This window comes from Labedella gwakjiensis (assembly GCF_003014675.1).
Classification (GTDB): domain Bacteria; phylum Actinomycetota; class Actinomycetes; order Actinomycetales; family Microbacteriaceae; genus Labedella; species Labedella gwakjiensis.
In genome coordinates this window covers 2,767,481-2,781,721 of the sequence record NZ_PYAU01000001.1, presented here as the reverse complement: position 1 = coordinate 2,781,721, position 14,241 = coordinate 2,767,481, and the positions used below count along the sequence as shown (strand labels likewise).

13 protein-coding genes are annotated in these 14,241 nt (G+C 69.8%); 4 read left to right on the top strand and 9 right to left on the bottom strand.

The genetic code is table 11. The features are described from left to right. Positions 1-3 precede the first annotated feature (3 nt). The 6 genes from CLV49_RS13050 to CLV49_RS13025 all read right to left on the bottom strand — a co-directional run bounded on the left by CLV49_RS13050 (position 4) and on the right by CLV49_RS13025 (position 6,911). Complete coding sequence (locus CLV49_RS13050) at positions 4-2,154, bottom strand: DEAD/DEAH box helicase (protein ID WP_106563923.1); 2,151 nt, start codon at positions 2,152-2,154, stop codon at positions 4-6. Between the two features lie 194 nt (positions 2,155-2,348). After that, positions 2,349-3,110 (bottom strand): SGNH/GDSL hydrolase family protein, encoded by a 762-nt coding sequence (locus CLV49_RS13045; RefSeq protein ID WP_208019780.1) that lies wholly within the window; start codon positions 3,108-3,110, stop codon positions 2,349-2,351. Between the two features lie 43 nt (positions 3,111-3,153). After that, the gene (locus CLV49_RS13040; RefSeq protein ID WP_106563922.1) at positions 3,154-3,549 is read right to left on the bottom strand and encodes a VOC family protein; all 396 of its coding nucleotides are present in this window, start codon (positions 3,547-3,549) and stop codon (positions 3,154-3,156) included. Beyond that, positions 3,546-3,947 carry a DUF779 domain-containing protein gene (locus tag CLV49_RS13035; protein WP_106563921.1) on the bottom strand — a complete coding sequence of 134 codons (402 nt, stop codon included), beginning with the start codon at positions 3,945-3,947 and terminating at the stop codon, positions 3,546-3,548. The genes CLV49_RS13040 and CLV49_RS13035 overlap by 4 nt, the downstream gene beginning before the upstream one ends. Before the next feature lie 109 nt (positions 3,948-4,056). After that, entirely contained in the window at positions 4,057-5,580 is a 1,524-nt protein-coding gene (exaC, locus tag CLV49_RS13030) for an acetaldehyde dehydrogenase ExaC (RefSeq protein ID WP_106563920.1), read from the bottom strand. Positions 5,581-5,666: 86 nt separating this feature from the next. After that, entirely contained in the window at positions 5,667-6,911 is a 1,245-nt protein-coding gene (locus CLV49_RS13025) for a GAF domain-containing protein (protein ID WP_106563919.1), read from the bottom strand. 158 nt (positions 6,912-7,069) lie between these two features. Here CLV49_RS13025 and CLV49_RS13020 point away from each other — a divergent pair, with 158 nt between their 5' ends. Then, positions 7,070-7,408 carry a DUF3140 domain-containing protein gene (locus CLV49_RS13020; protein ID WP_106565095.1) on the top strand — a complete coding sequence of 113 codons (339 nt, stop codon included), beginning with the start codon at positions 7,070-7,072 and terminating at the stop codon, positions 7,406-7,408. Positions 7,409-7,439: 31 nt separating this feature from the next. Then, positions 7,440-8,561 carry a hypothetical protein gene (locus CLV49_RS13015; protein WP_106563918.1) on the top strand — a complete coding sequence of 374 codons (1,122 nt, stop codon included), beginning with the start codon at positions 7,440-7,442 and terminating at the stop codon, positions 8,559-8,561. A 116-nt stretch (positions 8,562-8,677) separates the two neighbouring features. Here the strand turns inward: CLV49_RS13015 and CLV49_RS13010 are convergent, their stop codons facing one another. Then, positions 8,678-11,056 (bottom strand): heavy metal translocating P-type ATPase, encoded by a 2,379-nt coding sequence (locus CLV49_RS13010; protein WP_106563917.1) that lies wholly within the window; start codon positions 11,054-11,056, stop codon positions 8,678-8,680. A gap of 91 nt (positions 11,057-11,147) precedes the next feature. On the opposite strand from CLV49_RS13010, the gene mmuM reads away from it, so the two are divergent. After that, positions 11,148-12,050, top strand: coding sequence for a homocysteine S-methyltransferase (gene mmuM, locus CLV49_RS13005; protein ID WP_243696577.1), 903 nt, complete (start codon positions 11,148-11,150; stop codon positions 12,048-12,050). 75 nt (positions 12,051-12,125) lie between these two features. Next, complete coding sequence (locus CLV49_RS13000) at positions 12,126-12,800, top strand: maleylpyruvate isomerase family mycothiol-dependent enzyme (RefSeq protein ID WP_106563915.1); 675 nt, start codon at positions 12,126-12,128, stop codon at positions 12,798-12,800. Positions 12,801-12,829: 29 nt separating this feature from the next. On the opposite strand, the gene CLV49_RS12995 is transcribed toward CLV49_RS13000, so the two are convergent. Together CLV49_RS12995 and CLV49_RS12990 are read right to left on the bottom strand one after the other, a co-directional pair. Next, positions 12,830-13,765, bottom strand: a complete 936-nt coding sequence (locus tag CLV49_RS12995) for a bifunctional riboflavin kinase/FAD synthetase (RefSeq protein ID WP_106563914.1) — start codon at positions 13,763-13,765, stop codon at positions 12,830-12,832. Beyond that, positions 13,762-14,232, bottom strand: a complete 471-nt coding sequence (locus CLV49_RS12990) for a hypothetical protein (RefSeq protein WP_243696578.1) — start codon at positions 14,230-14,232, stop codon at positions 13,762-13,764. Before CLV49_RS12990 ends, CLV49_RS12995 begins: the two co-directional genes overlap by 4 nt. Between the last annotated feature and the right edge of the window lie 9 nt (positions 14,233-14,241).

The window sequence follows — 14,241 nt, the reverse complement described above, 5'->3', positions numbered from 1 at the left end:
CCCCTAGGCTGCGTCCTCGATCGCCTGCGTGAGCAGGTGGATGAGCGCGTTGAGCTGCACGGAGTCGCTCGATCCGGCGTCCTGATCGGAGCCGTCGAGGGCGCGGGCCGCGAGGCCCTGCTTCGAGTCGATGAGCTCGGCGATCTTGGTGTCGATCGTGTGAGCTGCGATGATCCGCCACGCGGTGACCGGCTCGTCCTGGCCGATGCGGTGCACGCGGTCGATCGCCTGCGTCTGCTCCGCCGCGGTCCACGACAGCTCAGCGAGCACGACGTTGGATGCGGCCTGCAGGTTGACGCCGACGCCCGCCGCGGTGAGCGAACAGACCGCGATCGAGACGGAATCGTCCGTGTTGAACGCATCGATGGCCTGCTGGCGCGCGATCGCCTGCTGGTCTCCGCGGATGGACACCGTCCCGATGCCGCGAGCCTGGAAGACACGCTCGGCCTGGTCCATCACGTCGATGTGCTTCGCGAAGAACACGACCTTGCCGACGGAGCGGGCGAGCTGCGCGGTGTAGTCCGCAGCCAGTCCGGCCTTGGCCTGACCGATCTTCCGCACCATCGTGAAGACGTTCTCCTGGCCGCCCGAGGCCTTCGCCTCGTCGAGCTCGGACTGGGCGACCATGCGCAGCAGCTCGGTCGACGGCTCGCGCCAGTCGTCGCCCCGCGCCCCGGCCGCACGCTGGTAGCGCGTGAGGAGTCGGGCGCCGAGCTCGCGCTCGGCGTCGCGGATCGAACGACCGAGTTCGTCGTCGAGTTCCACCGGCAGGTCGGCGATGCGCTTCGCGGGGAGGTCCGCGGCGACGTCGACCTTGCGACGACGCACGATCCCCATGTCGATGACCGCGTTACGCGCCTCGCGGTAGAACGCGTGGTCCGCGGGCGTCAGTCCCGTGGCGTCGAGGCGTTCCATGAGTTCCGGCATCGGCTTGTCGTTCGACACCCAGCCGAGGAACTGCCAGATGGCGTTGAAGTCCTCGACGTCGTTGATGAGCGGCGTTCCCGTGAGAGCGAGCATGAGAGGGTCGCCGCCCGGCGCGCGCTCGCGGATGCGCTGCGCGAGCGAGAGCACGTGCTGGGAGCGCTGCGAGTGCAGGTTCTTGATGAAGTGCGCCTCGTCGACGACCATGCCCTTGAACCCGAGCTGTCCGAGCCACCCGAGGTGGCGATCGAGGACCTCGTAGTTGACGATGACGACATCCGCGAAGGCGTCGATGTCGCGGCCATCGCCGTGGATCACGGTGGCACGGCGAAGCGGCGTCCAGCGCTCCACTTCCCTCGCCCAGTTCATCTTCACGACGTTGGGCACGATGACGAGCAGCGGGTACGCGTCGGCGATCGACGCGGCGAGGACGGATTGCGCCGTCTTGCCGAGTCCGGGCTCGTCGGCGAGGAGGAAGCTGCGGTGCCCCTCACGCACGGCTTCGACGAAACGCGCCTGGTGCCGCATGATCTCCATGCCGCGCGGAGCGAGACGATCGATCTCCGGAGCCTCCGGAAGCTCCATCGAGGCCGCCCCTCCCCCGGCGCCCTGCTCGAATGCCTTGTAGAGGGGGCTCATGAGCTCCCAGCCGTCGAGGCGTCGACGCGGGGTCGTTGCGGGTTCCGCCTTGCTGAAGTCGGGCGGCAGGAACGGGTTCGCCAGCTGACGGGACACGACGGACTGCGGCAGCACCTGACGCTCGGCGAGCCCGGCGGGAATCATGGACGGCACCTCGACCTTCTGCGTCGAGATGATGAGCTCGTCGGGGCTCAGTTCCGCGCCCGACTCGATGAGCCAGTCGCGGCGGAGACGCTGGGCGACGGGACTCGTCGTCTGGTCGACCTCGAGGAGGGCGATGAGCGACGTGTCGCGGGCCGCGGTCTTCGCGAGGATCTGGGCGACACCGTCGAGACGCTTGAGGAGTTCGGCGCGTGCGGCGGGGTCGAGCGTCGTGTCGGCTTTGACACGCGCGCGCTCCTCGCGGACGAGGAACGCGATGACCTGGAACTTGACCCGATTGGTCGGGCCGACCTTGCCCTTCTGGGCCTTCGCCTCGACCTCGCGCACCTTGCGCGCGAGGATCGGGATGAGCGGCGCATCGTCGTCGTGACGCGCGACAGTGCGGCTGGACGATCGTCCGGACGAACGACGGTGACCGGTGTACGGCATGCTCCTCCTGAGCAGTCGAGGAACCGACGCGCGAGCATCGGCCTGATCGAGTCGCTTCCGCGTTTCACACGATCAACGCGAATGACACTCGCGGATCGTCGAACCCCCGTGGAAGGCGACTCCCCCATTCTACGGCACGACGAGCGCCCTCGCGCACCCGATGTGGGCGGGTGCGTCGAGCCGTCGTCCTCGCGTCAGGCGGGCGGCGCGATCTCCGTCCAGGCCCCGTACTTGGCGATGCGTCCGTCGCCGGACGAGCGCCCCGTGAGCCGACGCTGGATCCACGGGACGACGTGCTCGCGGTAGTACGTGAGCTCGTCGCGGAAGCTCTTCGCCGAGGCGCCGCCCGGCGCGTCGATGGTCCAGCTCGCCGGGTGCTCGTAACCGAGCGTCGCGAGCACCCGCGCGGCGACGCGATGATGTCCGACCGGGCCGAGATGCAGGCGGTCATGCGACCAGTAGGCCGAGCGTGCGAGCTCGCCGTCGCTCCAGTTGTCGGCGAAGAGCACGCCGCGCTCCTCCGCGAGCGCCGCGACCCGCGCGTTGAGGGCGTCTCCCTTGGCCTCGATGCTCTTGCGCATCGGCAGCCCTCCCGTGGGGTTCGCTCCGCTCAGGAGCACGAGTTGCGCTCCCGACTCGGCCACGCGATCAAGCACGGCCCCGATGCGCGCGAGCAGGAGCGTGGGGTCGGACTTCGGGCGCAGCATGTCGTTCCCTCCGCCGTTGAACGTCACGAGCGTGGGTCCCAGAGCGATGGCGGGTTCGAGCTGCTGGTCGATGATCGGACCGAGGAGGCGACCGCGGATCGCCAGGTTGGCGTACAGCACGCGCGCTCCCGACGCGGCGAGCCCCTCGGCGACGAGGTCGGCCCAGCCGCGCACTGTGCCGTCGGGCCGGTCGTCCCCGACGCCCTCCGTGAAGCTGTCCCCGAGCGCGACGTACCTGATCTCGTCCATCACGTCAGTCTCGCACCGTCGGCACGGTGCGCCGAGCAGCGCGTCAGTTCTCGTACCCGATCAGCCACCGGATCCCGTACCGGTCGACGACCTGGCCGTCGGTCGCTCCCCACGGCTGCGCGCGAAGAGGCTCGATGACCGTGCCTCCGACCGACAGTCGCTCGAACCAGCGCGTCAGGGTCTCGCCGTCGGCGGTGCCGAGCAGCGCGACACTCGCCCCCTCCATCGACACGGACGGCTCGTCTCCTGCCGTGTCCGTCGCGAAGAGGCTCACCGGTCCGCTCAGGATCCCGTGGGCGATCGCGTCGCCCGGCCCGTCGGTGCGGCCGAAGTCGCGGAAAGTGTGCATCTCGACCTCACCGTCGAAGACGTCGCGGTAGAACGACAACGCCTCAGCGGCGGTGCCGGGGAACCAGAGGTAGAGGCTGAGACCGCTCACGCTCCGGGCACCGGGACGGTCGAGGCAGGGAGGAGGTCGAACTCCGCGAGCTCGGCGTCGTCCAGCATGCGGGATCGGATGAGGAATCGTTTGCCGGTGGGCGCCTCGACGGAGAAGCCGCTCCCCCGCCCCTGCACGACGTCGACCGTGAGGTGGGTGTACTTCCAGTACTCGTACTGCGACCGCGACATGTAGAACTCGATGGGGTCGAGCCCGTCGACGTGGAGCTCCCCCAGCAGGATGTCGGCGCCGCCCGTCCGGAACATGCCGACCGGGTAGCACATGGGCGAGCTCCCGTCGCAGCAGCCGCCCGACTGGTGGAACATCAGCGGACCGTGAACGGCGGCGAGCTCGCGCAGGAGATCGGCCGTTGCGGGAGTGAGATCGACGCGGTTCATACTGCCTCCTTGCAGATGGGCATCCTCCCTGTCGAGGATACGCCTGTGGTCGCCGATGGTTCCCGGGGCGCGGGCGGGTGCGCGCCCGCGCCCCGGGGGCCTTGATTGATCAGAAGAAGCCCATGGGCCCCTCCGCGTAGCTCACGAGGAGGTTCTTCGTCTGCTGGTAGTGGTCGAGCATCATCTTGTGGTTCTCACGACCGATGCCGGACTGCTTGTAGCCGCCGAACGCCGCGTGCGCGGGGTACTGGTGGTACGTGTTCGACCACACACGGCCGGCCTCGATCGCCCGACCGGCACGGTAGAGCGTGTTGACCTCCCGGCTCCACACGCCGGCACCGAGCCCGTACAGGGTGTCGTTGGCGATCGAGATGGCCTCGTCGAAGCCGTCGAAACTCGTGAGCGCGAGCACGGGACCGAAGATCTCCTCCTGGAAGATCCGCATGTCGTTCGTTCCCTCGAACACGGTCGGAGTGACGTAGTAGCCGCCGGACAGCTCGCCGCCGAGGTCCGCCCGCTCGCCTCCGCAGAGCAGCTTGGCGCCGCCCTGCTTGCCGATGTCGATGTAGCTGAGGATCTTCTCGAGTTGATCGTTCGACGCTTGCGCGCCGATCGACGTCTCGGTGTCGAGCGGGTTGCCCTGCCTCACCTTCGCGACGCGCTCGAGACCGTCGGCGACGAAACCGTCGTAGATGCTCCGGTCGACGAGTGCCCGGCTCGGGCACGTGCAGACCTCGCCCTGGTTGAGGGCGAAGAAGGTGAAGCCCTCGAGCGCCTTGTCGTAGTAGGAGTCCTTCTGGCGGGCGACGTCGGCGAAGAACACGTTGGGGCTCTTGCCGCCGAGCTCGAGGGTGACGGGGATGAGGTTCTCGCTCGCGTACTGCATGATGAGCCGACCGGTCGTCGTCTCACCCGTGAACGCGATCTTCCGGATCCGGGGGTGTGCGGCGAGGGGCGCACCGGCCTCGATCCCGAAGCCGTTGACCACGTTGAGCACGCCGTCCGGGAGCAGGTCCTTGATGAGGTCGATGAGGACGTGGATCGACGCGGGCGTCTGCTCCGCCGGCTTCAGCACGATGCAGTTGCCGGCCGCGAGGGCCGGAGCGAGCTTCCAGATGGCCATGAGGATCGGGAAGTTCCACGGGATAATCTGCCCGACGACGCCGAGCGGCTCGTGGAAGTGATAGGCCACCGTGTCACCGTCGAGCTCGCCGATCGAGCCCTCCTGTGCCCGGATCGCCCCGGCGAAGTAGCGGAAGTGGTCGATCGCGAGCGGGATGTCGGCCGCCAGTGTCTCGCGCACAGGCTTCCCGTTCTCCCACGTCTCGGCGACGGCGAGCAGCTCGAGGTTCTGCTCCATCCGATCGGCGATCTTGTTCAGGATGACGCTGCGCTCGGTGACGCTCGTCTTCCCCCAGGTGGCGAACGCCTTCCATCCGGCGTCGACGGCCCTGTCGACGTCGGCGGCGGTGCCGCGGGCGATCTCGGTGAACGGTTTGCCCGTGACCGGGGTGATGTTCTCGAAGTACTGACCATTCGCCGGGGCGACGTACTCGCCTCCGATGAAGTGGTCGTACCGCGAGGCGTACGACATGACGGCGCCCTCGGCGCCCGGGTTCGCGTAGATGGACATGTGTCTCCTTCGACTCAGGTCTGGTCGACCCGGTGGGGTCGTGACGACGCTACGTCGAGGGAGGTTGCAACGAGTTGCGAGGCCCGTCAGCCGAGGGAGCGCTCGATCTGCTCCAGGTGCGCGACGACGCCCGCGCGCTTCGGCGAGCGCTGCGGGAGGAGACGCAGGCACGCCGTCCACAGTTCGACGTCGTCGGAGCGGTCGTCGCGTCGCGCGAAGTCGAGGAGGACGTCGGCGGAGGCGTCGTCGAGGAGCGATGCCCGCAGGCGGGTAGCGACCTCCTCCCGGATGTCCTCGATCCCTGGAGCCGTCGACGACGGAACGACGGGCCCGGCGTAGGCCGAGAGCGCCACGCGGTGCGCCCCGCGATCGAGGAGGGACAGCACGCCGGACGCGTCGACGTCGAGCCGCTCCCGCAGACGGTACGGCCGGGATTCGGGCACGAGTCCCGGGGCGACGCGCGCGAGGGCACGGCGCAAACGGACGAGTTCCGCGCGGAGCGTCACGGCTGCATCGGGATCCCCGTAGAGGAGGCTTGCGAGCTCGTGCGCCGAGAGACCGTCGCGATGCCAGGCGAGGAGCGTGAGGATCTCCGTGTGGCGGACGCTCAATGTGGTCGGTGGCGCTCCCGCAGCATCGCTCAGGAGGCCAGCGTCGCGCCCGAGGACGGCGAGCGTATGACGTGTGCTCGGAGACGTCCCGCGGGTCGATGCCGGCCGCGAGCCGCGCGAGCGGAGTCGCTGCACGAGGAGCTCCGACTCCATCGCGGTCGCGGTCGCCTCCATGAGGGCGAGGGTGTGCGGGGCCACGGCGTCGAGGCCGCCCGTGATGTCGATGACGCCGAGGATGCCGCGCGTCTCGGGGTCGTGCACGGGGACGGCCGTGCAGCTCCAGGGGTGCACGATCGTGTTGAAGTGCTCGGCCGCGTGGATCTGGATGCCGTGGTCGAGTTCGAGCGCCGTGCCCGGGGCGCTCGTGCCCACCGCCGCCTCCGACCAGCCGGCGCCCTCCACGAAGAGCATCCCCTCAGCCCGTCGCCGCAGTCCCGCGTCGCCGTCCACCCAGAGCAGCCGTCCGCGAGCGTCTCCGACGGCGACCACGAGTCCGGAGTCGTCCTCGATGTCGCGCACGAGGAGCTTCCGCACCACGGGCAGCACACCGGCGAGCGGATGCGCGAGACGGTAGTCGCGCAGCTCGTCCTCCGAGAACTCGATCGGAGGGCTCAGCCGTTCCGGGTCGAGCGACGCCTGCTCCGATCGTGCCCAGGACGCGCGGACGAGTTCCCTCACGGCACGGGGCGAGTCGGGAGTCGCCAACCAGGGATTGCGCATAGCCGGAATTCGCCCATCGTCGTCGATCGGTCGCGGTTCCGTCAGTGTACGCCGCGCCCCGAGGCGACGTCACTCCCGGCGAGCTCCCCGTGACGACGACCGGACCCGATGATCGCAAGCCCCCCGGGAACGACAGCGGCGTCGTGCACGATCGACGGATGAGCGATAAACACGACGATGCAGACGACATCCGTCACGACTTCGACGACGCCGTGAACATGACCCCCTCGGAGCTGTCCGACTGGCTCGACACCGACGAGTCGAAGGCCGTCGGGCAGAAGAACGGTGGAAGCGAGTCGACGGGTCATCGAAGCGGACGGCGGATCGTCGAGCTGCTCCGCACCAAGAAGGATGACCTGAGCGACTCCGACCTCTCCCACATGAAGAAGGTGGTCGGTTACGTCTCGCGTCACCGAGCGCAACGCCCGTCTGGCGACATCAGCGAGACCGACTGGCGGTACTCGCTCATGAACTGGGGTCATGATCCCCTGAAGTGATCGATACGCTGGCCTCCGTGGGGGTGGCGACATGAGATCGGAACCGGACACGCGGGCGCTCGACGGCACCGTCTCCCGGGCGGAGGTGGCGGAGTTCCGTCGCCGCGAGGCCTCGAGTCGTCGGTGGAACGACATGACGGGGCTCGCCATGGGAGCGATCGTCGTGATCGGCGTGCTCGTCGGCGGCGTCCCCCTGCTCGGCATCCTCCTCACGGCCACGAGCGGGGGCTTCGAACCGGCCGCTCTGCTCTTCCCCGTCGTCGTCTTCGGTGCAGCGACACTCGCGGTCCTGCTGGCACGGCACGTCGGCTGGGTCTCCTGGACCCGTCGGCTGCGGCTGTACCGGTTCGCGGAGGCGAACGGGTTCCGCTACGACGAACCAGCGGACAGCGTCGACTACCCCGGTGCGGCCTTCGACGTGGGGTCGAGCCGCTCGCGCGACGCGTGCTTCCGATCCGTCGACGGTCCGCTCGTGGAGTTCGGCTCGTACCAGTGGACGGTCGGAAGCGGAAAGTCCCGACGGACGTACCGGATCGGCTACGCCGCCATGCGCCTCGAGCGTCCTCTCCCCCACATGGTGCTCGACGCACGCGGCAACAACGGTCTCTTCGGGGCCGGCATCATCCCGTTCGCGTTCGACCGCGACCAGGTCCTCTCGCTCGAGGGCGACTTCGACCGCTTCTTCACCCTCTACTGTCCGAACCGCTACGAGCGGGACGCGCTCTACGTGTTCACGCCCGACGTGATGGCGCTCCTCGTCGACGATTCGAGCCGGCTCGACGTTGAGATCGTGGACGACTGGGTCTTCTTCTATTCGACCATCCCGTTCGAGTTCACGGACGCGCGGGAGTGGCGGAGCCTCTTCCGCATCCACGACACGCTCGTGGCGAAGCTGCACCGGAGTGCCGGGCGATACCGTGACGAGCGCGTACCGGGCCAGGACCCGGCATCCGTCCTGTCGAACGCCTCCCTCGGAGCGCTGTCGGGGGCCGCACCGTCATCGGCCGCAGGCGTCGGGGCGCCGTCGCCCGCGCCCCGCCGCTACGTGGTGGGTTCCGGCGGGCGCCGCCTCCGCCGTGGCACACCCTGGCTCGCCATCATCGTGACCGTGACGATCGGCGTCGCCTGGCTCGCGCTCCAGTTCATCCGCTGACCGACGCTCCGCTGACCGACGCTCCGCCCACCGACGCTCCGCCCACCGACAGAAACGCGACAGGTCGAGCCGAGCGCCGCACGGTGTCGTGCAGCGCTCGGCTCGACCTGGCGCGGTCAGCGCGGGACGCGCGGGGTGAAGGACCGGAGGCGCAGGCTGTTCAGCACGACGAAGACGCTCGAGAACGCCATCGCGGCTCCCGCGATCATGGGGTTGAGCAGACCGAGGGCCGCGAGCGGGATCGCCGCCACGTTGTAGGCGAAGGCCCAGAACAGGTTGCCGCGGATGATCCCGAGCGTGCGCCGCGAGAGGGCGACGGCGTCGACGGCTCCGGAGAGTCCCTCGCGGACGAGGGTGATGTCGGCGGCGTGCATCGCCGCGTCCGTCCCCCCGCCCATGGCGATGCCGAGGTCCGCGGCGGCGAGAGCCGCTGCGTCGTTGACGCCGTCGCCCACCATCGCGACCGAGCGGCCCTCGGCCTGCAGACGACGGATCTCGTCGACCTTGCCCTCCGGCAGAACGTCGGCGACGACACGCTCGATACCGAGATCGCCGGCCACCCGCCGGGCGACGGCCTCGGCGTCACCCGTGAGGAGCACCGGCTCGAGCCCGAGACGACGGAACGCGCCGACGGCCTCAGCGGTGTCCGTGCGAATCGTGTCGGCCAGTTCGATGACCGCACCCACGCGCCCGCCCACGGCGAGGACGACCGCGGTACGACCCTGTTCGGCCGACTCGGCGAGCGCCGTGCCGACCTCGGAGGCGAGGTCCACACCGAGGGACGTCACGAACGACGGTCGACCGATCGCCACGGGCTCGCCTGCGACGACGCCCTGCACACCGAGTCCGTCGGTGGATCGGAAGTCCGAGACCTCGACCCGCTCGTCCGCGGGGACGGCCGCCGCGATGGCCCGCGCGATCGGGTGTTCGGAGGCCGACTCCAGTGACGCGGCGATGCGGAGCAGGTCGTCCCGCGACATCCGCTCGCCCCGAGAGTCGTCGACCGCTGCGTCCTCCATCACCCGGACGCCCGAGACGGAGAGCTCGCCCGTCGTGAGTGTTCCCGTCTTGTCGAGAACGATCGTGTCGATCCCCTTCGCGGCCTCGAGCGCGTCGGGACCGGTGATGAGGACGCCGAGCCGTGCGCCGCGCCCCGTTCCCACCAGAAGGGCGACGGGTGTGGCGAGTCCGAGGGCGCACGGGCAGGCGATGATCAGCACGGCGACGGCGGCGGTGAAGGCGGCAGCGGTCGATCCGCCGACGAGGAGCCAGGTCACGACCGTCGCGACGGCGAGCACGATGACGATCGGCACGAAGACGGCGGAGATCCGATCGGCCAGCCGCTGGATGCGTCCCTTCTCGGTCTGTGCGTCCTCGACGAGACGCGCGATGTGCGAGAGGCGCGTGTCGGTCCCCACCGCGGTCGCCCGGACGAAGAGTCGCCCGCCGGAGACGATCGTTCCGCCCGTGACGTCGTCACCCGCCGCGACGTCGACGGGGACGGACTCGCCCGTGATCATGCTGGCGTCCACCGCTGCTGCGCCGTCGATGACGACGCCGTCGGTCGCGATCTTCTCGCCCGGGCGCACGACGAAGACGTCGCCGACCGCGAGGTCCTCGATCGGGACGACGACCTCGTCGCGGGCGACGGCGAGGAGGTCGCCGTCAGTGCGCGGCCGCTCCCTCAGTACGGTGACCTCACGTGCACCGAGCTCGAGGAGCGACCGCAGGGCCTCTCCCGCCGATCGCTTCGACCGGTTCTCGATGACTCGGCCGAGCAGCAGGAGGGTCGTGACGCCGGCAGCGACCTCGAGATAGATGGTCGACGAGGGATCCTCGCCGGTGGGCAGGAACGTGAACTCGTGCCTCATGCCGGGCATCCCTGCCATGCCGAGGAACAGCGCCCACACCGACCAGAAGTAGGCGGCGAAGGTGCCGAGCGTGATGAGCGTGTCCATCGTGACGGAGCCGTGGCGCAGGGTCGTGAAGGTCGAGCGGTGGAACGGGAACCCGCCCCAGAAAACCACGGGGGTCGCGAGGACGAGCGACAGCCACTGCCAGTTCGTGAACTGCCAGGCCGGGACCATCGCGAGGACGACCACGGGGATCGCGAGAGCAGCACTCACCCAGAGGCGGGTCTGGAGCGTGGTGGCGCCGGTGGAGCCGTCACCGTGGTCCATGTGGTTCATCCCGACGTCGTGCCCGTGCTCGGCGTCGCCCTTCTGCTGCACTGCGTGCTTCTCCGCCGGCCTCTCGACGGTCGCGGTGTAGCCGGCCGCGCCGACGGCGGCGACGAGCTCGTCGACGGCGACGGTCGCCGGGAAGGTGACGCGCGCCTTCTCGGTGGCGAGGTTGACGCGGGCACTCACGCCGTCGATCTTCTCGAGGCGCTTCTCCACGCGGGCGACGCAGCTCGCGCACGTCATGCCGTCGATGAGGAGGGTCGCCGTGCCGTCGCCGGCGTCCAGGGTCGGGGTCTCGTCCGTTGCGCTCATAACACGCTCAACCATATACCCCAGTGGGGTATTCCGTCACGAGGGGTCATCGAATCCGTCACCTCGGCGACGAGCGCCGTACACTGCCGAGGTGGGAAGCTTCACCGACCTCCTCGGCGCGAGCCCCGTCGTGCTCGACGGCGGGCTCGGGACGCTCCTCGACGCGCGCGGATACGACGCGAGCGGGCACCTGTGGAGCGCCAGGGTCCTGAGGGAGGAACCGGACGCCATCGCGAGCGCGCACGACGCCTTCTTCGCGGCCGGAGCCCGAATCGCCACCTCGGCCTCTTACCAGGTGTCGAGCGACGGCTTCCTCCGTGCGGGCCTGTCGGAGACCGAGGCGGCTCGGGCTCTCGGCACGAGCGTTCGGCTGGCGCGCGAGTCCGCCGAACGGGCAGGGACAGGACACGTCGTCGCCGCCTCCGTCGGACCGTACGGGGCGACCCTCGCCGACGGCTCGGAGTACCACGGGCGATACGGACGCACCGTCGCCGAGCTCGAGGCATGGCACCGGCCACGGATCGAACGGCTCTGGGCCGCGGGTCCCGACGTGCTGGCGATCGAGACGATCCCCTCTCTCGCCGAGGCCGAGGCCGTCGCTCGCGCACTCGACGGCACCGGGGCCGTCGCCTGGCTGAGCGTGACCGTGGCCGGCGGCGTGACACGATCGGGCGATTCCCTCCACGACGTGTTCTCGGTGGCCGACGAGACGCCGGAGATCGCGGCGACGGGCGTGAACTGCTGCGCACCCATCGAGGTGACGACGGCTCTGCGCGCCGTCGCTCATGCCACGCGGAAACCCGCCGTCGTCTATCCCAACTCGGGCGAGGAATGGGACGCCAAGAATCGCCGGTGGATGGGGAGCCCGGCGCTTCCGTCCGACCTCCTCGCGGAGTGGCTCAACGAGGGAGCCGCGCTCATCGGAGGGTGCTGCCGCGTTGCGCCGGAGCACATCGCGACGATCGCCGACACCGTGCGGCGCCCCAGGCCGTGACCCCTCGCCGACGCACGCCTCGGAACCCGGCGTCCAGGGCTCCCGCAGACCGATTGACGCGGCTAGTCTGGCCGCATGGCACGATCATCCTCCGCAGACGACGACCGCGGAACAGCGATCGCACGTGCTCTCGAGACACTCGCTGACACCCTGTCGACCGCGAGCGATGCACAGTGGAACACCGAGAGCCTCTGCGCAGGGTGGACCGCCAAGGACGCCATCGCCCACCTCGTCTGGCGCGTCGGCTCTCCCACACCCCAGCTGGTGGGCGACATCGCACGCGCGACGGTGTCGGGTCGTCACCTGAACCCGATGTCGTCGATGGACGGCATCGCCCGCAATCGAGCATCGACCGTGTCCGGCTGGGACCTCGTCGGCGAACTGCGCCTGATCGCGGAGGACAAGCGCTCAGGCCGCGGACGCATCAACCCCGGCGAACTCTTCGAGGTCGTCGTCCACGGCTACGACGCGGCCCACCCGGCGGGACTGCACGTGCCCTTCGCCGCCGCCACGACGCATTCCGTGGGTCGACAGGCGTCGGCCCTCGCGGGCCTCCGCACGCGAGTCGCGCTCCGCAGCCGCACGATGCTCGCCGTCGACGACGGCTGGAGCGTGGGACGAGGCCCCGTCATCGAGGGTACGGCCGAGAGCGTGATCCTGTACCTCACCGGTCGACGGGCACCGGGCGGCGGTCGCAGCCGCGTGCTCGCACCCATACGACCGGGCACTCCGCACCCCGGCGTCGTCTGACCAGAGGCCGATCGAGGCGGCCGTTCCGATCAGCCGCAGCCGAGGACCTCGCGCACGCGCCGCACATCGTCGGTCATCTGCCGGATGAGGGGCTCGATGCCCTCGTACGCGACCATGCCGCGGATTCGCTCGACGAAGCGCACGTCGACGACCTTCCCGTACAGGTCGATGTCCTGGTCCAGGAGATAGGCCTCGACCTGTCGCTGCGGGACACCCTCGAACGTCGGGTTGTCCCCCACGGAGATCGCTGCGGGATAGACGCTGCCGTCCACCTCGAACCAGCCGGCGTAGATGCCGTCGGCGGGGATGAGTCCGTCCGAATCGGGCGAGAGGTTGGCGGTCGGGAACCCGAGCTCACGGCCGCGCTTCGCTCCGTGCACGACCACCCCGCGGACCGTGGGGACATGTCCGAGGAGTTCGCCGGCCCCCGCGACGTCGCCGTCGCCGAGGAGCGCACGGATGCGCGTCGAGGACACACGACCGGCCTGGCCCACGAGCACGTCGCCGACGGTTCGAACGGTGAAGCCATACAGCGTGCCGAGGCGCTCGAGCTCCGCGACGTCGCCGGCCCCGCCGCGCCCGAAACGGAAGTCCTCCCCCACGAGCACCGAACGGGCGTGAACCCGCTCGACGAGGACGTGCGACACGAACTCCTCCGGTGTCAGGCGCGCGAGCGCCTCGTCGAAGGTGAGGAGCAGGGTCGCGTCGACCCCCGTCTCGCCCAGGAGGCGCAGCTTCTGATCGACGCCCACGAGGGGCTCCGGGCGCAGCTCGGGGCGCAGGAGCGCGAGAGGATGACGATCGAAGGTGACCACGACGCTCGCGAGTCCGGCCGCGCGCGCATCGGCGAGCAGCTCCGCGATGACCGCGCGATGACCGGCGTGGACGCCGTCGAACTTGCCGATCGTCACGGCGGATGGTCCGAAGTCGGCGGGAACGGCGCCGGGTCCGTCGAAGACGATCATGCCTCGCGCCCGCTCCCCGCCGACGGGGTCGCGCCCGCCACCGGATTCGACCGACCCACGCGGCCGCGCCGCGTGAGGTACAGGAGTCCGAGGACCGGAAGCACGAGGGGGATGAAGAGGTAGCCCATGCCGAACCAGCTCCACACCGATGCGTGGGCGAAGAGCTCGGGAACGACGAGGCTCATGGTTCCGACGACGAGCACCCCGACGAGCTCGAAGCCGATCGTCACGAGCGCCACGCGTCGCCACGTCTCTCCGGGTGCCACGAGGGCGACCGTCGCGAGGATGTAGACGACCGCGGCGACGGCGGACAGCGTGTACGCGACGGGCGCCTCGTCGAACTCCGAGACGATCTGGTAGAACGAGCGCCCGGTGGCCGCGAGGGCGAGGATCGCATACACGACGACGAGGACCCGTCCGGCACCGGCCGTGGACGTGCGCGCGGACGGAGAGGTTGACGCGGTCATAGAGCCTTC